The sequence below is a fragment of the Neorhizobium sp. 2083 genome (genome assembly GCF_031455615.1).
Taxonomy (GTDB): Bacteria; Pseudomonadota; Alphaproteobacteria; order Rhizobiales; family Rhizobiaceae; genus Neorhizobium.
The window spans coordinates 29,105-48,096 of record NZ_JAVDTC010000011.1; the positions used below are offsets into that span (position 1 = coordinate 29,105).

At 61.3% G+C, this 18,992-nt stretch carries 15 protein-coding genes; 7 read left to right on the top strand and 8 right to left on the bottom strand.

Annotation, left to right across the window (positions count from 1 at the left end):
* The first annotated feature begins 341 nt into the window (after window positions 1-341).
* Complete coding sequence (locus J2X76_RS28850) at window positions 342-1,781, top strand: exopolysaccharide biosynthesis polyprenyl glycosylphosphotransferase (protein ID WP_113129032.1); 1,440 nt, start codon at window positions 342-344, stop codon at window positions 1,779-1,781.
* Window positions 1,782-1,803: 22 nt separating this feature from the next.
* Here J2X76_RS28850 and J2X76_RS28855 read toward each other — a convergent pair whose 3' ends face one another.
* The 6 genes from J2X76_RS28855 to epsE all read right to left on the bottom strand — a co-directional run bounded on the left by J2X76_RS28855 (window position 1,804) and on the right by epsE (window position 7,997).
* A complete protein-coding gene (locus J2X76_RS28855) occupies window positions 1,804-3,042 on the bottom strand; it encodes a type III PLP-dependent enzyme (RefSeq protein ID WP_310220993.1) in 1,239 nt (412 codons plus the stop codon).
* Entirely contained in the window at window positions 3,042-3,275 is a 234-nt protein-coding gene (locus tag J2X76_RS28860) for a phosphopantetheine-binding protein (RefSeq protein ID WP_113129034.1), read from the bottom strand. The genes J2X76_RS28855 and J2X76_RS28860 overlap by 1 nt, the downstream gene beginning before the upstream one ends.
* A complete protein-coding gene (locus J2X76_RS28865) occupies window positions 3,272-4,909 on the bottom strand; it encodes an AMP-binding protein (RefSeq protein ID WP_310220996.1) in 1,638 nt (545 codons plus the stop codon). The genes J2X76_RS28860 and J2X76_RS28865 overlap by 4 nt, the downstream gene beginning before the upstream one ends.
* A 27-nt stretch (window positions 4,910-4,936) precedes the next feature.
* Window positions 4,937-5,566: a serine acetyltransferase gene (locus J2X76_RS28870; RefSeq protein ID WP_113129036.1), complete on the bottom strand. Its 630-nt coding sequence runs from the start codon at window positions 5,564-5,566 to the stop codon at window positions 4,937-4,939.
* Complete coding sequence (locus J2X76_RS28875; protein WP_113129037.1) at window positions 5,563-6,561, bottom strand: glycosyltransferase family 61 protein; 999 nt, start codon at window positions 6,559-6,561, stop codon at window positions 5,563-5,565. Before J2X76_RS28875 ends, J2X76_RS28870 begins: the two co-directional genes overlap by 4 nt.
* 176 nt (window positions 6,562-6,737) lie before the next feature.
* Window positions 6,738-7,997, bottom strand: a complete 1,260-nt coding sequence (gene epsE / locus J2X76_RS28880) for an exopolysaccharide biosynthesis GT4 family glycosyltransferase EpsE (protein ID WP_113129038.1) — start codon at window positions 7,995-7,997, stop codon at window positions 6,738-6,740.
* Window positions 7,998-8,331: 334 nt separating this feature from the next.
* Here epsE and J2X76_RS28885 point away from each other — a divergent pair, with 334 nt between their 5' ends.
* From J2X76_RS28885 to J2X76_RS28900, 4 genes are all read left to right on the top strand, one after another.
* Window positions 8,332-9,591 carry a polysaccharide biosynthesis/export family protein gene (locus J2X76_RS28885; RefSeq protein WP_310220997.1) on the top strand — a complete coding sequence of 420 codons (1,260 nt, stop codon included), beginning with the start codon at window positions 8,332-8,334 and terminating at the stop codon, window positions 9,589-9,591.
* Between the two features lie 54 nt (window positions 9,592-9,645).
* The gene (locus J2X76_RS28890; protein ID WP_310220999.1) at window positions 9,646-11,133 is read left to right on the top strand and encodes a hypothetical protein; all 1,488 of its coding nucleotides are present in this window, start codon (window positions 9,646-9,648) and stop codon (window positions 11,131-11,133) included.
* A gap of 67 nt (window positions 11,134-11,200) precedes the next feature.
* Window positions 11,201-11,986, top strand: coding sequence for a hypothetical protein (locus J2X76_RS28895; RefSeq protein ID WP_310221001.1), 786 nt, complete (start codon window positions 11,201-11,203; stop codon window positions 11,984-11,986).
* Window positions 11,986-12,975 (top strand): glycosyltransferase family 2 protein, encoded by a 990-nt coding sequence (locus J2X76_RS28900; RefSeq protein ID WP_113129042.1) that lies wholly within the window; start codon window positions 11,986-11,988, stop codon window positions 12,973-12,975. The genes J2X76_RS28895 and J2X76_RS28900 overlap by 1 nt, the downstream gene beginning before the upstream one ends.
* A gap of 26 nt (window positions 12,976-13,001) precedes the next feature.
* Here J2X76_RS28900 and J2X76_RS28905 read toward each other — a convergent pair whose 3' ends face one another.
* On the bottom strand, window positions 13,002-14,018 hold the full coding sequence (locus J2X76_RS28905) for a glycosyltransferase (RefSeq protein WP_405030114.1): 1,017 nt from the start codon (window positions 14,016-14,018) through the stop codon (window positions 13,002-13,004).
* Between J2X76_RS28905 and J2X76_RS28910 the strand changes: the two genes are divergently transcribed.
* Window positions 13,974-15,464, top strand: a complete 1,491-nt coding sequence (locus J2X76_RS28910; RefSeq protein ID WP_405030115.1) for a glycosyltransferase — start codon at window positions 13,974-13,976, stop codon at window positions 15,462-15,464. The genes J2X76_RS28905 and J2X76_RS28910 overlap by 45 nt on opposite strands.
* Window positions 15,465-15,500: 36 nt before the next feature.
* On the opposite strand, the gene J2X76_RS28915 is transcribed toward J2X76_RS28910, so the two are convergent.
* The gene (locus J2X76_RS28915) at window positions 15,501-17,075 is read right to left on the bottom strand and encodes an O-antigen ligase family protein (protein WP_310221007.1); all 1,575 of its coding nucleotides are present in this window, start codon (window positions 17,073-17,075) and stop codon (window positions 15,501-15,503) included.
* 296 nt (window positions 17,076-17,371) lie between these two features.
* On the opposite strand from J2X76_RS28915, the gene J2X76_RS28920 reads away from it, so the two are divergent.
* Window positions 17,372-18,916: a hypothetical protein gene (locus J2X76_RS28920; protein WP_310221009.1), complete on the top strand. Its 1,545-nt coding sequence runs from the start codon at window positions 17,372-17,374 to the stop codon at window positions 18,914-18,916.
* The last annotated feature ends 76 nt before the right edge of the window (window positions 18,917-18,992 follow it).

Consider the following 18,992-nt stretch of genomic DNA (forward strand, 5'->3'; position numbering starts at 1 on the left):
TCGAACAAGGGCTGTTGCGATCAAGCCTTCAGCCGTCGAGACCCCTTCGGCGGCCGAGCCCAGCATTTTAACGGTTGCTGACGTCCATTCTATCAGCAGAACAAGGTAGTTCCACCTCGCCATGCGAAATATAAATCGATGTATAGACTATATTTTAAGAAAAAATAGTATCGCCTCCAAAATTGCGAAGGCAAGTTCGACCTTATGGCAAAACGATTGTATTCAATCACCCCAGCAACAAAAGTAGGTAATAGGGAGATCACTCTTAGGAGGTAGGCCGGATACATTGTGCCTACCCTCTCCTCGGCTATACTCGTAGCGCTGGTAGGGGTATTTTAACGATGTTCACACCGTTCGAGCCGAGAATAGAAAATGACTCCATATCGTATGAGCAGAAGCCTCAACGCGGAGGTCTGGAATATCACGTCATAGCCTATGTGGCTGCCGCGACGGATTTCGTCTTTCTGCTCGGAACAACCGGCGTCTGCTTCACCGGATATCAATACGTCGTTTTCGGCTCGGCACCCGATCCCTCGCTGTTTATCGGCATAGGCCTGGTCCTGTCGACGATCTTCGTGCTCGCCATGCACAGCGCCCAGGCCTATAGCCCGGAGAGCGTCCAGCTCCTGAGGCCGCAGATCCGGCTGATCTGCATTCTGATCCCCAGCGCCCTTGCCTTCCTGCTGACGGTGATCTTCTTCCTGAAGATCGGCACGACCTTCTCGCGTGGCGCGATCTTGATGACCGCTATCGTCTCCCTGTCCGGCCTGATCTGCATCCGCCTGTTCTGGCACTGGTATCTGCCGTCGGCGGCGGCCGCCGCTTCCTTCAAGATGAGGCGGATACTATTGATCTGCCACGAGGAATTCTCGACCGAACATTGGCAGCACGAAGCCGCTGCGAGCGGCATGGCCCTCGCCCAGATCATCCGTCTGACGGACGAAAATCTGCTGCCAGCAAATGCCATGCAGAGATTGAGGCAGAGCGAGACCGGCAACATAGATGAAGTCTTCATCATCTGGCGGGATCCGAACGTCGCCAATCTCGAATTCTACCTCGGTGAGCTCCGGCGCTCCGCCCTGCCCGTCAACGTCATCTTCGACGGCGTCGTCGGCCGCCTTACCAGCGCCCCCGCCCACAAGATCGGCAGCATGACGGCATTCCAGACCCAGCGGCCGCCCTTGAGCCTCTATGAACGCGGGACCAAGCGCGCCTTCGACATCATCTTCTCGCTGACGGCCGTCCTCTCGCTGTTTCCGTTGCTGCTCGTCGTTGCCATCGCCATCAAGCTGGATTCCAAAGGGCCCGTTCTGTTCAGGCAGGTCCGCAAAGGGTATGGCGGCCGCTCGTTCCGCATCCTGAAATTCCGCAGCATGACCGTCATGGAAGATTCGGGCGATGTGCGCCAGGCAACCAGGAACGATCCTCGCGTCACGAAAGTCGGTGCGATCATCCGCGCTGCGAGCATCGACGAACTGCCGCAATTCTGGAACGTCCTTCGGGGAGAGATGTCGATCGTCGGGCCCCGCCCGCATGCGCTCGCCCATGACGAACTCTATGATGCCCAGATCGCCAAATACGCCTTCAGGCGGCACGTCAAACCCGGTCTCACCGGTTGGGCCCAGGTCAACAATTGCCGCGGCGAGACGCCGAACATCGAAAAGATGGAAGAGCGGATATTCCACGACCTCTGGTACATCAACAACTGGTCGTTCTGGCTCGACATGAAGATCGTCGTCCGCACTGCGATCGAGATCTTGGATTTCGGCAAGGCCTATTGATTTCACGGCAGATGAGACGGCTTTATGCCGATGGCAGCGGCGGAATGTGGGTGACGTCCCGCATTCCGGCTGCATCGATGAGGATTTCGCGGGGCGGCGCGTGGCTGATGAAGTGGATCGGGCTTGCCGTCAGCCCATAAGCGCCGCTGTTATGCACGGCGACGAGATCGCCCTCTTCGATCCGCGGGAGCATCACCCCGACGGCGAGCCGGTCGATCGAGGTGCAGAGCGGGCCGACGAGGTTGACTTTCTCCGGCTCGCCCTGGCCGCCGACCTTGTGCATCGTATAGTTCCGATGCATCACCATTCCGAAATGTCCGGAAGCCGGCAGATGGTCGTTCATGCCGCCGTCGCATATGCCGATCCGCACGCCGCGCGATTGCTTGACCGAAATGACGCGTGTCAGAAAATAGCCGGCCTCGCCGACGAGATAACGCCCGAGCTCGAGCACCAGCCGGGTTTTGGCAAATTGCGGCAGCCCTTTGAGGCCGTCGAGATCCGGCGCGATGCCCGCGGCGACGGCGAACAGGTCGAGCGGCAGGTCGCCGTCGTGATAGGGAATTCCGAGCCCGGATCCGAACACCAGCTTCTCCGGCTGCGGAATGTAGGCCTCGCAAATCTCCCGGAAAATACCGATGAAGTTGCGATAATTCTCGCAGATCGCCTCGGGCTTCAGGCATTGCGTGCCGGAATAGATGTGCAGCCCGACGATCTTGAGGTTGGGCAGCGCAGCGATGTCGGGCATGTCTCTCCCGGCATCCTCCCAGTCGATGCCGAAAGCCGACGGCCGGCCGGCCATCTGATCGCCGAAGCCTTTGGGAACCGTGGTCGGCGCTATCCGCACCAGCACATGCTGTACGCGCCCGAGCTCGACGGCGACCGCATTCGCAAACACCGCCTCGCGGACCGATTCCAGGATCAGTTCGCCGATGCCGCCTTCGATCGCCTCCCGAATTTCGAACTGCCGCTTTCCCGGACCTGTGAAGCTGATGCGCTCAGCTTCCCACCCCGCCGCAATCGCGGTCCTGAATTCCCCGATGGAGGAAACGTCGAGATAGTCCGCCTGCCCCGTCATCAGCGAGAGCAGGGCCGGATTGGGATTGCTCTTCGCGGCATAGCTCAGCGCAAAACGGTTCCCGAAGGTTTGTCTCAGGAGCGCTGCGCGGCTCTCGATTGCCGGTGCGAGATAGATATAGGAGGGGGTTCCGAAGGATGCCGCCGCGCTCTGCAGCCAGACATCGAGCGCCGAACAATGGTTCATCACGCGCTGGCTTCGGCAAAACGGATGATCCGGGCCGGGGTATCGAAATTTTCCAGCGTGACATCCTCGGCGCGAATGGCAAGTCCGGTGGACTGCTCCACAAATGCCAGCAGGTTCACCATCGACACGGAATCGAGGAGGCCCGAGGAGAAGAGTTCGCTCTCGCTGTCGGCATGGACGATGTTCAGGGAGTCCCGCAGGTAACCAATCAACTTTCCATGGGTAAGGCTCATTGCAAGTTCTCCCTCGTTTCGGTCACTTTGATCTGGGCCGGCGGCGGAGGCGCGCTCAAGGGAGGGTCTCCGCCTTGCATCAACTCGCGGCAGATGCGCACCACGTCCGGCCGCGCCAGCTTACCGCTCGATGTTCGAGGCATGTTTTCCGGCCAGACATGGAACTGGCGCGGCACCATGTAGGAGGGCATCGCGCGCCGGCAGTAGCGCAACAGGGCTTCTTCGTCGAACTCCCCGATCGGCGTGATCGCCACATGCACGGTCTGCCCCAGTTCCTCGTCGTCGACCCCGAAGGCGACCGCCTCCGCCACCGCGCCGCTGCGGCAGACGAGATCCTCGATTTCGTCCGGGCTGACGCGGAAGCCGCTGGTCTTGATCATCGCGTCGTTGCGTCCGATGAACCAGAGGTCCCCATCCGCGTCGATCCGGACGATATCGCCGCTATAGACGACGGGTTCGTCGCCGATCACGTGCCAGAGTTCCGGACACGGCCTGATCTTCTGCTCCGTCACCTCCGGCTTGCCCCAATATCCGAGGCTCACGAGCGGGCCGCGATGAACGAGTTCGCCCTGCTCGCCGGGATGGGCGATGCCTTCGCCATGCTTGATGACATAGACTTCCGCGCCGGGGATCGCCTGGCCGATCGCGCCCATCTTGCGGGTAAACTTGTGCGGCGAGAGATAGGTCGAGCGGAAGGCCTCCGTCAGCCCATACATCAGGTAGACGTCCGCATCCGGGAAGACCCTCGGTATCTGCTCCAGGATGTTGAGCGAAATCTTGCCGCCGGAATTGGTGATCCGCCTGAGCGCCGGAAATTCCACGGGGTTTTCCTTCAGCAGCCGCACGATCTGGCTCCAGAGCGGCGGCACGGCGGCGATACCGGTCACCCGGTGACGCTGCATCGCCAGGACGATTTCGGTCGCCATCGGCACCGCCTGATGCACGACGGTGCCGCCCATCAGCATCATCGTCGTCAGCTGGTTCAGTCCGTAATCGAAACTGTAGGGCAGGACGCTGAGCAGCCTGTCGTCTTCCCTCAGGCCCAGATAGCGCGATACCGAACGAGCACCGGCAACGATGTTGCGATGGGTCAGCATCACGCCCTTCGGCATGCCGGTCGAACCGGACGTATAGATGATCATCGCCAGTTCCGTATCGAGGCGCGCGATCTCGTCGCCCGAAAGATCCTCCGGAAGATGATCCCAGACATCGAATATGGTCTCGGCCGGCAACTTGCCTTTGACCAGAACATTGTCGACCGTGTCCGGAAGCTTGCGCGCGGCAAGAACCTCGGCGACCCGCGGCTCGACGATCATCAGGCGCGCGCCGCAGTCGTTCGCCACATATTCGAGCTGCTCGACCGTCCATTGCGTGTTGACGTTGACGATCACTCCGCCGACCTTGGCGATCGCGAACATCGCGACAACCTCCGCAAGGCTCTTGCGCAGATGCACGATCACCCGGTCGCCAGGCCGGATGTTCCGGCTCTGAAGATAACCCGCCAGTCGATCCACGTCGGCCGCCACGGCGGCATAGCTCACGGCGCGATGACCGTCGATGATCGCCGGCTTACCTGGCCTGACGCCGAGATTGTCGGCCAGAAGCTGGTAAAAGTTGGTGGTCAACGCGTTCATGGCAAACTCCTCCAACAGGTGAGCGGGTCAGGGACTGGTATCGGTCTTGGCGTGCTCGCTCGAAAACGGGCCGAGGCGGGGATAGATCTTGGCTGGCGAGCCGAAGACGATGGAATCCGACGGCACGTCGGTGGAAACGGCGGTGTTGGCGCCGATCCGCACCCGGTCGCCGATCCGGATCTCGCCGAGAATGGTGGAATTGACGCCGATAAAGACGTCGTCGCCGATCTTGGGCGCTCCGGCGCTCATGTTCGTACCGATCGTGACATTGTGCATGATGCCGCATCGTTTCCCGATCACGGTGGCCGGGTGAATGGAGATCGATCCCTCCACGTGGATGATGTGAAAGCCCTCGCCAAGCGTCACCTCCGCAGGGATCCAGACGCGCGTCAGCGTCGCAACGACCATGTTGATCGCCCCGTAGACCTTCTGCGCGAGCCGCCTGGCCGGCCGGGTCCGCCGGCTGCCCGCCCACCGGCCGAAGCGATAGACCAGCAGCGAGATGAAGCCGGCGTTGAGGACCGTCCGGCCGTGGCGCTCGTAATCCTTCCGTACCAGTTCCCGAAACGAGGCCGAAGGCGCTCGCGCCGAGGTCGCGCCATCGTGGTCCTGCATCGCATTGGATTGCGGATGGAGAAAACGAAGCCGTGAGGTCATGCGAACACCATCTCCAACGTGCGCTCGATATCAGCCCAATCCACCCTGAAGTTGTCGCAGGTTCCCTCGCCGACGACGAGAGCGTAGCCCTGTCCCTGGCGATCGGTGATGATCTTGAGAGCCGAGACCACCCGGTCCGGGGGCTGGATGACTAAGAGGGTCGCGTCGGGCGGCATGACGGTGAGGCCGTGCACCAGATGGCTGCCCTCGACACCGGCGACGATGCGGGCGCCGGCACAGACAAGAATAATGTCGTCAACCGACGACGCCATCGGATCGAGGATCCGGAATCCGAGTTTCGACGCGAACTGTTCGGCAATCTCGGTCTCGTTTGTGAGGTGCCGGCTGCTTCCCCCGTTTCCCCGCAGGATGAAGACGCCGGGGTGAACGGGAAAAGGCGGCACCGACGCCAGCAGCTTTTCGCGCACCTGATCGGCCCGTTTCCTCTTGCTCGCGTTCTGGCCCTTGTCCCTGAAAAGCACCACCTCGTCGAAATGGACGTCGCCGACCTGGATCGGCCTGAAGCCCAGTTTCTGGGCGTATTGCGGCTCGTGGTCCCACTTGACCGGCCGCGTCGAGACCGGCGTCTGATATTCGTCCGCCAGCGAATATGTCAGGCAGTCATCCGAAAGCCAGTTGCCGAACCAGCGGTTGCCGACCCAGCTCTCGAACAGCGCCCCGCTGGCCGACTGTTTAGGGGGCACATAAACCGGCAGCCGGCGGCTGCGCGGCCTGAGGCTCCTCGACGATTTCTGCCCGTAGAGAACGCCGTCGATCAGGTCGATATTCTTGACCCGGTAACCGACCGTTGCCTCCTGTGTGGTCTCGTAGTTTCCCCTGAAGCCCTTCAGGATCTCGGCGACGGAGCCGAATTCGGCGCCGTTGATGCGATCGAGATGATGCGGAAGAAACTTGGCCGGGCGGATGAAGCGTCTGGCCTGCGGCGCGATCGTCCAGCGTTCGCATGCAACCGCCTCGATATCCGGAACGGGCATCCGGGCGGCTCTTCTCAACGAATGCATGATCGGCAGGAAAGATATCAATCAACCATCCTCGCGGGGCCTGCAATCGGCGCTTCAAACGGGGAGGCCCCTTGTCGTTAAACCATCGCCCCCGAACAGGATAATCGCATAGCGGCCAAGGGTTTCGCCGTAGTCTTTGGGCTATCGGCCTACTCATTTCGGAGTATCGGACGACCCTCGTTTTCCTCGTGCTCCAGAAGGGAGGCGATCGCCTGTGCGCTGATGCGGTGGTGGAACTTCGCGGCGATCTTGGCACGTGACGCCTGCCTCAACCGGCGCGAGAGATCGTCGTTCAGCAATACGCTCTCGATGGCGACGGCCATCTCCCGCGGCTGCCGGGCTTCCACCAGCATGGCGTCCACGCCATGGTCGACGAGCTCGCTGTTTCCCCCGACATCGGTGACGATCACCGGCATTTCCATCGCCATCGCCTCCATGATGGCAACGGAAATCCCTTCATTGAGGCTGGCGAGCACGAAGATATGCGCGTCCTCCAGCCCCTGCCTCACCCGGGTTTCTGAGACCGCTCCCAGAAGCTCGACGCAGCCGGTCAGCTTCTTCTCCGCGATCAGGGCTTCCAACGTCCTGCGATATCCGCTGCCACCCTGCTCGTCTTCGCCGGCAATCTGCAGGCGCACGTCGATATCCCGTCTTCGCAGGATTTCGACGGTCTGCAGCAGAAGGTCATGTCCCTTCACCGGATTGAGCCTGCCGCAGGTGAAGATCCGGCAGGGCTCGCCCGGTTTCCACGGAGCATAGGGGCGGCTTCTGCGGATCTGCTCCAGATCGACGCCCATCGGCGCAATCGCGATCCGGGACGGCTTCGTGCCGTTGAGTTTCACATCGATGTCGTTGAACAGGCGCTTCGATATCACCGTCGCAAAGGCGGCATTCTTCCATTTCTGCCGCTGGTTGGGGCCGTAACCCTCAAGCGTCGGGCCGTGAAGCGTCAGACTGTAGGGTATGCCCGACAGAAGCGAGGCAAGCGAAGCGACATTGGCCGCATCGGCGCAGGAATGGACATGGATATGGGACCATTCTCCCCGGCGGGCGAGCCGGACGAGCTTGCCGGCGACAAGCAGGATGGCGAGCATCCGCAACCGGCCGGCTGGCGATCTGGTCTCAGCGGCGAAGACGGCGGCAAGGCTGCGCCCGATCCGGCGCGGGCCGGCGCGAACAACCTCCACAATCGCGGCCAGCGCTCCACCGAAACCGAGCGGCAGAAGGTATTCGGTCCGCCGGCGCGCCTCCTCGGCCCAGGCATGCGACGCGATCGCCCTGGGGGGATGCGCCGTCGAAACGAATTGAGCCTCGATGCCGAGCTCGGACAGGGCCTCGTGCTCACGCCACAGGAATATGTGGGTCTGGCCCGGAAATTCCGGTATGAAGAAACCTATACGACGCCCCATCGCACCCCCTTGTTCCGACACTGCCCCGATGTGCCGTCCGCTCGCTGCACAACTCGTGTTGGTGCCCGCGAGCGGGCCGGCAGCGCAGATGCTCATCGGGTGAACGTCAAGGGATCATGGTCACGGGGCGGTCGCCGTTTCACAAGCTTTCTTGGCGGCGTATCGCCTTATCCTAAAGGGGACGGGTCGCCCGGAACTCATCCGTTCGGTCTAGGATCAAGGGTCGGATTCCTACCTCTTTGTGCCTTGTTTGCAGGTGCCGAACGCCGCCGTACTATAAACCTTCTTATCCCAGTTGGATGGGAAGGGGTTACCAATCTTCGGGGGTCTACAGATGCGTGGGATAACGAGTCTCGCGGGGCTTTTGCTCTGCCTGACATTTGGTGACGTGGCAGCTCAGACGACATATCGCCTGCAGCCCGGCGATACCCTGCAGGTATGGATTGCGCAGGAGCCTGAGCTTACCCGCGAAGTCGTCATTCCTCCGGACGGATGGCTGTCCTTCCCGCTTGCCGGCCATATCCAGAGTACCGGACTTTCCGTTTCGGAACTGGAGGCGCAGCTTCTCGAGCGCCTGAAGACCTATTTCAACGACACTCCCAATCTGACGATCATGCTGCGTCCCAACACCCAGAATCCGCAGCTGATCTATGTGCTCGGCGAGGTCGCCACACCCGGCGCGTACCCGTATCGCGCCAACATGACCGTCCTTCACGGCCTAAGCGTTGCCGGCGGCGTCTATCGCACCGCATTGCTGGCCGCCGACCAGGACCGGTCCGTCGTGGTAAAACGCGAAGTCGAACATTCCCAAAAGCGGCTGCAGGAATTGCGGGCGCGCATCATCCGTCTGGAGGCGGAAATGCGCGGAGACAAATCGATCGGCACGCCTGAGGCCCTTGCCGCCGATCCGGCCCTTGCCGAAGAGCAATCCTTGCTGAATGCCCGGATGGAAGCGCGCGCCATGGAGGAGAAGGCGCAGGCGCAGGCAAACGAGCTCACGGAGCGGAACAGCCTCGCGATGCAGGAACAGGCCGAGACCATGACGAAGCGGCTCGATCTGGCCAGGCGCCGGCTGCAGAGCATCAGCGGGCTCGTCGCAAAGGGCGTGACCGAAGGCTCGCAGCAAATGGTCCAGGAAGGCTCGATTGCCGAACTCGAGGGACAGATCAGCCGGATGACCTCCGAGATCGCGGTCGCGGACCGCTTGAAGATGGCGGATCTTGCCCGCTATGAGAGCACGCGCCAGGCGCAGAAGACCCAATTGCTGGTCGAACTGAATGCAGCCCGCGGCGAGCGGGAAGAGGCCGCGGCGCGCCTTGCCGACAGCACCCGCATCATGACGATCTATGGCGAGAGTGCCGCCTCGACCCAGCAGAAAGAGCGGCGGGTGCTCGCCTATCACATCGTGCGGACCACCAACGGCGAAACGCGCGAATTCACCGCGACGGAGATGACCCCGATCCAGCCGGGCGACCTGCTGCGGGTGGTCTACAGCGATCCTTCCAATACGGGTGATGCGGGAAAGGCTCAGCCGCTGGCTCAAGCCGAAAACCGCTCACCCTCTGTAGTAACCACGACGGCAGCGGCTCGATGATGGAGACTTCGTGATGACCCAAGTATCTCGTACGCGAAGCAATGAGGCGACAGCATGATCAACGAGCTAGGACGCAATATCCTCTATTTTATCGAAATCGCGCTTGCCAAGCCATTATATGCCATCATACCCGGATTGATTACCATTACGATGGGGATCTACTTCATATACACCATGCCCCGGAGCTATTACTCCGAGGCGCTGCTGCTGATGGAGTTCCAGCAGATCCCGACGACGCTCGTCTCGCCCACGGTGACGAACGACCGCCTGCAGTTCATCGACCAACGTGTACTGTCGCGCAACAACCTGCTGGCACTGTCCGAGAAATACCATCTTTTCCAGAATCTCACGGAGACTTTGCCCAAGAACAATTTTGCCGGTTTGATCCGTAACCAGATCAATCTTCAGGTATCGGTGACCGAAGGTGCCGACCGCACCGCCAGCAGCGCCTCCGTCAGGATTGGCTTCAAGTATGGCGATCCGGTCGTTGCGGCCAATGTCGTTTCCGACCTCGTGTCGCAGATCATCGAGGAAAACCGGCGCATCCGCACCGCGCGCGCCTCGGAAGCCACGAAGTTCCTGACCCAGGAAGCGAACAACGTCACTCAACGTTTTCGCGAGAGGGAAGGCGTATGGACGAAATATCTCGAAGAAAACAAGGAATCCCATCCGACGCGAATCCCGACCTTGATGATCGAGCTTCAGGCAAAGGAAGTGGAACTCGCGACACTCGATCGGGCGACCGTTGCGCTGAATGAGGAAATCGGAATCTACGAAGCTCAGCTGCGCATGGGCGCCGGGCAGACGGCCGAGGGCACGCGGTTTCACGCACAGCTGGCCGAGCTTGAGCGCGATTTCGCAGTCAAATCCGTGATCTATTCGGATACCCATCCGCAGATCCGGGCCATGAGGCAGCGTCTCGAGGAAATGCGGGCTCAGGTTGCCGTCGCACCGCGCATCGTATCGGCAGAGATGCCGACGCCCGAGGAGATCAAGGCGCTTCCGCCCGAGCTGATGCTGATCGCGGAACGTATCGCCATGGCAAAGCCGCGACAGGAACAGAATGTCGTGCAAAGGAAGGCCATCGTGGAGCGCATCGCACGGCTGCGGGACATCATCTCTCACGCTCCCGAAGTTGGCGCGCAGATCGAGGCGAACGAGGCCGAGAAAGTCTCGCTGCAGCGAAACATGGACGAGATGCAGACCAAACTCGATGCCGCACGTCTTGGCGAGCGGCTGGAGGAAGGCGATGCCGCCCAGCAGATCGAGGTAGTCGAAGAGCCGGAAGTTCCCAAAGTGGCGTCGGGAACGAGGCGGCTCAACCTGGCGGCGGCCGCCGCCGCCGCAGCGACCATGGCGGCGGCTGCGGGAATTTACGCCGCACATCTGTTCGACCGGACCATTCGCGGCGCGTTTGATCTCAGCCACGCCTTGGAGGGAGAAACGCTGGTCGTCATTCCCCGATGGAAGCCGAAGCGGCGCATAGCCAGAGCCTTCCGGAATTCCACGTTCACGAATCCAAGTCCGCTTCCGGGAGGGTGACGTCATTCGGGTACGACCGAGCCGCCTCTAGTTCCAAATCGTATCGATGACACAGGGCACGAATTTCATGGAAATCATCAAGAACATTACATCGCGGAGCAGGATGCCGGATCGGTTGGATGGCGCCGGCCTCACCGATCTGAACACAGGCTACCTCAACGGATACCATTCTCATGAGGAGTGTCCGCCGCCGCTGGATGTCTCCCCCGTCTCTCCCACCTTTCTGTATTCCAATCGCGTCATCGCCTTCGACAGCGACAGTCCGATGGCCCATTCCTATGACGTCCTGCGAAACCAGCTGCTGAACGGGCACAGGGAACGCGAGACGCGGGTGATTGCCGTGACCGCGCCCACGATCGGTTGCGGCACGACCGTAACCGCCATCAATCTGGCACTCAGCTTCGCCCGTGTGCCCGGTGCAAATGTCTTGCTGGTGGACGCGAACTCCCGGGATCCTGCAATCGGCGACGTGCTTGGCCTGTCGCCTCGTCCGCCGGTGGAAGACCCGATCCGGGGATGGCTGACGACGGTGGACATCCGAGGCCTTCGCACCCATCTGCTGCGCGCAGCCTGGGGAGCGGCAAAAATTCCGCTGCCTGCCGACCTGGCGCGCATGACGGCACAGGTCGAATTGGCCCGCCAGATGCTGAAACCGACGATCGTTCTCTTCGACCTGCCGCCGATGTTGAGTTCGGACGAGGTGATCCCCTTCGTCGACATGTCCGACACCGCCGTCATCGTGCTCGCGATCGGCAAGTCCAGGCTCCCGGAACTGGAGATCTGCCAGAGCTATCTCGGCTCCGAGAAAGACATGCAGGTGGTCCTCAACAAGACGAAGAGGCATGGCCTTTGATGGATATCGAGACTACGCCGCAGGACGGCGCCTCCCGGCTGAAATTGGTGGTCGTGATCGTCAACTACCGGACGGCCGATCTGACCATCGATTGCCTTGCATCTCTGAGCGTTCCCGGGACGGTCCCCGATGGTACGCGGATCATTGCCGTCGAGGGCGGGTCGGGCGATCGTTCGGCCGAACTCATCTCGGCCGCGATACGAGAGAACCGCTGGACCAATGCCGTCTGCCTCCCGCTTGAGACGAATGGCGGTTTTGCCTACGGCAACAATCGCGGCATCGAATATGCCATGGCAAACTTCGGCCGGCCGGATTATGTCCTCCTCCTCAATCCCGATACCATCGCCCGCCCCGGCAGCATCGCGCGCCTGGTGGAGTTCATGGACGGCAAGCCGGACGCCGGCATCGCCGGCAGCCGTCTGGAACATCCTGACGGCAAAGGCCAGGCCTGCGCCTTCCGGTTTCCCTCGCTCGCGAACGAATTCGAAAGCGAGGCCAAGCTCGGACCGGTCACGCGGCTGCTCGGACGCTGGCGTGTCGCCCCCGACATGCCGAGGGAGCCGAGCACGATCGACTGGGTATCCGGGGCGAGCTTGATGTTCAGGACCGAGGTTCTCGAACAGATCGGCATGCTCGACGAAGGATATTTCCTCTATTACGAAGAGGTGGATTTCTGCATGCGCGCGGCGCGCGCAGGGTGGTCCTGCTGGCATGTGCCGCAAAGCCGCATCATTCACCTCGTGGGCCAGTCGACCGGCGTGACGCGGCATGTCAAACCGTCCCGGCGGCCGGCCTACTGGTTCGAGTCCCGGCGGCGCTACCATCTGAAGCACCACGGGGCTCTTTATTCGGCCCTCGCCGATCTTTCCTGGCTTTGCGGGCATCTCGCCTGGCGCATCCGCCTTTTTGCAGAAGGCAAGACGTCCAGCGGGCCGCCGCATCTGCTGCTGGATTTCATCCGTCACTCGGGGCCGTTCCGCAGGGTCTGACCCGCTTTCCCAGACGGGAAACGGGCTCAGGCTATTCCCGTCCGGGCCATCAAAAGCTCCAGCGCCGCCGCCGATCTGTTGATGTCGTGACGTTCGAGGGTCCGGCGCCGCCCGGCCTCGCCTTTGCGGAACAGCTCGAGATCGCTTGCGAACAGTGCCTGCCGCATTGCGCCGGTCAGCGCCTCCAGGTCGCCGGCCGGAACGAGCCAGCCATTGTCGGCCTGAACGAGTTCCGGGATGCCGGCGATATAGGTCGAGATCACCGGGCGCTTCAGCGCCATGCTTTCCATCAGCACCACCGGCAGGCCTTCCGCGAAACTGGGCAGAACCAGGGCCTTGGCGCGGAGAATTTCGCTGCGCACATCGTCCTGCGAGATCGTGCCGGTCAGCACGACCGTGTCGCGGAGCTCGAGCCGTTCGATCTCCTGCTCGATTTCGGCCCGCAACGGGCCATCTCCGACGAGCACGAGTTCGAAACGCATCCCCTCGGCCCGCAGGTTTGCAGCTGCCTGAAGCAGGAGGAGATGGCCCTTCTGCTCCGACAGCCGCGCGATGCAGACGAGGCGCGGACCGGTCCCGTTCAGCTCCACGTCGTCGCTGAGATAACGCTGGTCGATACCGCAATGGACGACCGCGATCTTGCGCCAATCTCCAAGATCCGCCCAGCGCAGCAGCTGGCTGCGGCCGTAGGAACTGACAGCGACGACGAATGAGGAAGCCCTGATCTTGTCGCAAAGCCCGAGAGTTTCGGGCCGATCGAACTCTTCGGGACCGTGGACGGTGAAACTGAATTTCATGCCGCCGATCTGATGCGCCAATGTCGCGACCGTTGCCGGGTTGGTGCCGAAATGGACATGCAGGTGGTCGATCCCGTCTCTGCGGCACCAATCCGCCAGGATCATCGCCTCCCAGAAATACACGAGGTGCCGCAAGTAGCGCCCTCCCGACGTCCTTGCGAAACGGAACGCGGTTCTCAGCGCTTTCAATGATGGTCTCGGATGGCCGAACAATTGGCGCAGGACGCTCGCCACGGCCCTGGTCATCGGGGTCCGCAGGATATGGCGGGTTCGCTCCGCTTCCCCGATATCGTCGGGATCCTTCAACACGCCGCGAAAGGGACGAACCGCGTACCTTTCGACCCGGTGTCCCCTTGCCTCCAGTGCTACGATTTCACGCCGAATGAACGTATGGCTCGGCGCCGGATACTGGTTGGTGAAATACGCGATCCGCATTCCACAAGCGTCCCTTCATGTTTGCCGGCCGCCGGCACCCCACCCGCATCCGGTATAGCAAAAAGGGCTTGGCGGGCTCAGTGCGACAAAGAGCTTAAGGCGCCCGCACCGGCTTCCACCAAAGAGGTAAATTTACAGCAACGGACCGAAATCCTACAGATAACAAGCGGGTTTACCCAGGTTGTGGGGCTGGGATTGCGACCGATAACGACCGCCAAAAAACAACGGCCGAGGATACGCACAATGGACACGGATATCCTGTCGCAGCGAGGCTATGGGGGACTCGGGGCCGATGTCTGCGTGGTGGTCATCGGACGCAACGAGGGACAGCGCCTGATCGACTGCCTGCACTCGCTGAAGAGCCATCGCGAGCGCACGATCTACGTGGATTCCGGCTCGTCCGACGGAAGTGCTGAGGCGGCAGCCAAGCTGTGCGCGCAGGTCGTGCCGCTGGACATGACGATCCCGTTCACGGCGGCACGAGCGCGCAATGCAGGTTTTGACGCGGTGATGCGGCGCTGGCCGGATACGGCCTTCATACAGTTTCTGGACGGAGACTGCGAGCTGGACGCGAAATGGATAGCAACGGCCGCAACCTTCCTGGTCATGCGCAAGGACGTCGCGCTGGTCTTCGGTCGCCGGCGCGAGCGGCATCCGGATCGGACGGTGTTCAACGCGATATGCGACCGCGAATGGGACGGCCCGCCCGGCGAGGTGCCGGCATGCGGCGGCGACATCCTCATCCGGGCGTCGGTCCTCAAGGATTTCGGCGGCTATACCTGCGGGCTGATCGCCGGAGAGGAGCCGGAACTCTGCATCCGCCTGCGCGAAAGGGGCTGGAAGATCTGGCGCCTGCCGTCCGAAATGACGCGCCATGATGCGGATATCAGCCGATTGAGCCAATGGTGGCGCAGAAGCGTCCGCTGCGGGCATGCCTATGCTCAGGTGTTCCATCTCCACCGGGCATCCCCCTCCAGGATCTGGACGAGAAATCTGCGGCGCGCGGTGTTCTGGGGTGGCTTGCTGCCGTTCGCGGCACTTGCCTGCACGGCTTTTTATCCGGCGGCCTTCGCGCTTCTTCTGGTTTATCCGCTTCAGATCCTGCGCCTGGCGCTCAGGAAGACGCCCAAATCAGGCAACAGATGGATCTTCGCCGCGTTCGACGTGCTCGGCAAGTTCCCCGAAATGCAGGGCATCGCCCAGTTCCATCTGAACCGGCTGATCAACCGCCAGCAACGGATCATCGAATACAAATAAACCCTGTAACGGAAAGCGAGGCCGCGTTGGTCGGCCCTATCGGCGCGCGCCCAGGACACGCATTTTCCGAACCGCGCCGGGAGAGGGAATGGACGGCTGAGCCGGACCGGCGCCGGAGCTTTTCATCCTTGCTCTGGCGTTTCCGGAAAACTCCCACTCGATGCCGGCGCCGCGTGCCAGAAGTGCCGCGCAGAGGCCGGAGAAAGGCCAATAGATATAGGGGATGACGGACACGCTGCTGCTGGTGGCGATGGTGAAAAGCATCGAGGCGAGAAGCGCCAGGATCCCGTCATAGCTGACGATGTCCGATTTGTTCTTCCAGAACAGAATTCCGAGCCTGACGCTGAGCACACCGAAGAACGTCACGAACAGGAGCAGGCCGATCAATCCATAATGGAGCGATATCTGCAGATAGGTGTTCACCACATCCACGATGCCTTGCCCCTGGATCATCGTCTGCATTTCGGGCTCGGACACGAACGTGTCCGAGCCGAAGAGCGGATAACGTTCTATGACGATCATGGAGTTTTCGAAAAGTCTGGAGCGATAGGTCTCGCTGCCCTTGTCGGCCGAACCGACGAACGGAAGCAGATTGGTGAAGCGGTCGATGAACGGCGGGTGCACGAATATCAGTGCGGCGATACCTGGCACGGTGCCGACGAGCAGCTTCATCGAGGCCCGCAGATTTGTCATCATCAGCACCACCGCGCAGAGTGCGAAGCCGAGCCAGGGTCCCCGCGAGACGCTGGACAAAAGCCCGATCATCAGCACCCCAAGCGCCGCGTATCGCCAGATGCCCAAAGGCTTCGGTGTCCGCAGCGCCAGCAGGCAGCCGCCGGCGGTCATGCACAGGAATCCGAAGGCAATGGACTCCACCGATGTGGTGGCGGCACGCAGAAGGCCGTCGCGGAAAAGATAGACGGTGATCAGCACCACGTCCCACTGCAGCACGACCACATAATAGATCCGCCAGTTTCTCCAGATCTCGAAAAACCCGATCGCGGCGAGCGGCAGGACCGAGACGACGAACGCAAGCAATACCTGGTTTACCGCCAGTGCCGAGCGCAGGGAGCGGCTGAAGACGAAGTAAGGAAGCAAAATATCGAGAAAGTAGCCGGGGACGACGCGCAGAATGGAATTTATATCCCCGAGACGCAGGGCAAGGAGGCATATGTAGACGAAGAAGAGCGTGACCACGACATCCGGCCCGTGGAGCTCTCGGTTTTCGTGCTCTCTCCAGAGCTTGAGCGCAATCGGCAGCAGGATGGTGATCTCCAGCAGCCGCGGCGGATCAAGATCGATGATCCGGTTGAATACGCCCGGAATGCCCACCCCGACCGGCACGCAGGGCGCCACGAACATCAGGATTATATAGAGCAGGAACGGCTGCCTGGCGTTACGATGGATGTATATGCTCATGATCGCGAGCGCGACGGCAAACTCGAAAAAGCTTCGGGACAGGAAGGTGGCGAACGTCGCAACAACCCAACAATTGCGCCAGAGCCTGAATTCGGTTTCACCGATGAGCGGAACGGCAACTTTGCCGGCGATATAAAGCGCGGGAGCGCTGATGATCAGAACGTAGATTAGTGCGCGGAGATATTCTGGCATTAAAGTCTCGCGCCGGGAAACCGCGCCCTGCACAGACATTTCACGCTGCGATTTTTCCCCATATGGCTGCCCTTTGCCCGTGCGCAGCCGGGCCGCGCGTCGATTTAGTCTACACGCCCGGCCCGCCCGCCCACACATATCCAAAAGAGCTAACGCCTACGCCGATCGTACACCCCCGGCCGCCATTTGCCTTGCTTGTCTGCGGTCCCGCTATGCCTTCGATTCAAGGCGACCGTCGTGCAGTTCGCGCCTGCCGAAATCGACGGGCCGGCGTCAGCATCAGGAAAGGATCTGCCATGAACCGCCGAACGTTTCTTCAAATGCTGTCAGGTGTTGCCCTCTTCCCGATCGCGAACGGCATGACCTCCCGCGTCAGCGCGACGGAGCACCTCTTCCCCGAGCAGATAGGGCTCAACATCACCGGCATGAGCTATTGGGCCACAGAGCAGCCCTTTTCCAACCTCGCCTACAATGCCTCGCCCTGGCGGGTGCAGGTCGAGAACGCGCCCTTCACATGGGATGAGCCGCTGCCACCGATGACGCCGGACGGATATCCCACGCAGGTCCCGGCGGGAGCGGTCGTCGAAACCTGCCTGATCTTCACGACGCATCGGAAGAACCTGCCAGTCCAGCTTTCCGTCCATTACGATGGCAAGGGCAAACTCGGCTATATCTCCGGCGCCGAGCTCGAAGCGCGGGCACCGGGGCGCGACGATGTCCGCAATCTTCGTAACAATGCGCCCTTCACCTCGATGGTGATGCAGACCGATGCCTCCGACCCGATCCGCAATATCCGCCTCTATGAGCGCGGCCCGATACCAAAGCAGACATTCCGTGCGCCGTTTCTGGAGCGCCTGAACGGCATGTCGGCGTTGCGTTTCATGGACTGGATGGGAACCAACAATTCCAAGGTCGCGAGCTGGAACGATAGGCCGAAACTGGGCCAGTTCGGCAAATCCGACCTAGGCGTGCCGCTCGAATACATGATCGAGCTCTGCAACCTCGTGAAATCGGATCCGTGGTTCAACATGCCGCATCTTGCAGACGACGACTATGTTCGCCGGTTCGCCGAACAGGTCAGAAAAGACCTCGATCCGGATCTCAAGGTCCATGTGGAATATTCGAACGAGGTCTGGAACACCTCGTTCGACCAGGCCGACCACGCGCGCAGCCGCGGCCTTGCTCTCGGCCTTTCGACCAATGACTACGAGGCGCAGCTTCGCTATTACGCACACAGGACAACCGAAATACTGGCCATCTGGGAAGATGTCTTTGGCACCGCCAAACAGCGGATCAGCGGCATCTACTCGGCGCAATCCGTCAACGGATGGAGCACCGAGACGATCATGACGTGGAAAGGCGTGAAGGAGCACGCGGATGCGCTGGCGATCGCCCCCTATTTCGGCGGCGGTCTCGGCTCGCCGGATCGGGCGGAAGATGTATCGAAATGGTCGCTCAACCGCCTCTTCTCGACGCTGGAGAAGGAAGTAGAGACCGACAACAAAAAGACCATGCAGGAACAGGCGGCACTCGCCAGGCAATACGGCGTCAAGCTCTACGCCTATGAGGGCGGCCAGCATCTTGTTGGTCACAGCGGGGCGGAAAACAACGAAAGACTGACAAATCTCTTTGTTGCAGCCAATCGCGACCGCCGGATGGGCGAACTCTATCTTCGCCATCTCAGCAACTGGCGGACATCGGGTGGAGACCTCTATGCGGCGTTTTCATCGATGAGCGAACCCAGCAAATGGGGTAGCTGGGGACTGCTGGAAGACGAGAGCGGCACCCAGCCGAAGTGGCAGGCCATCCAGCAGGTGCTCAAGCGCAAACCTGCCCTCTAGATTTCCTCGAGCTGTGAGCGAAACGCCAGGTGACGACCGAGCGCGGGTCTCCCGGCATCCATGCTTTGGCACTGAC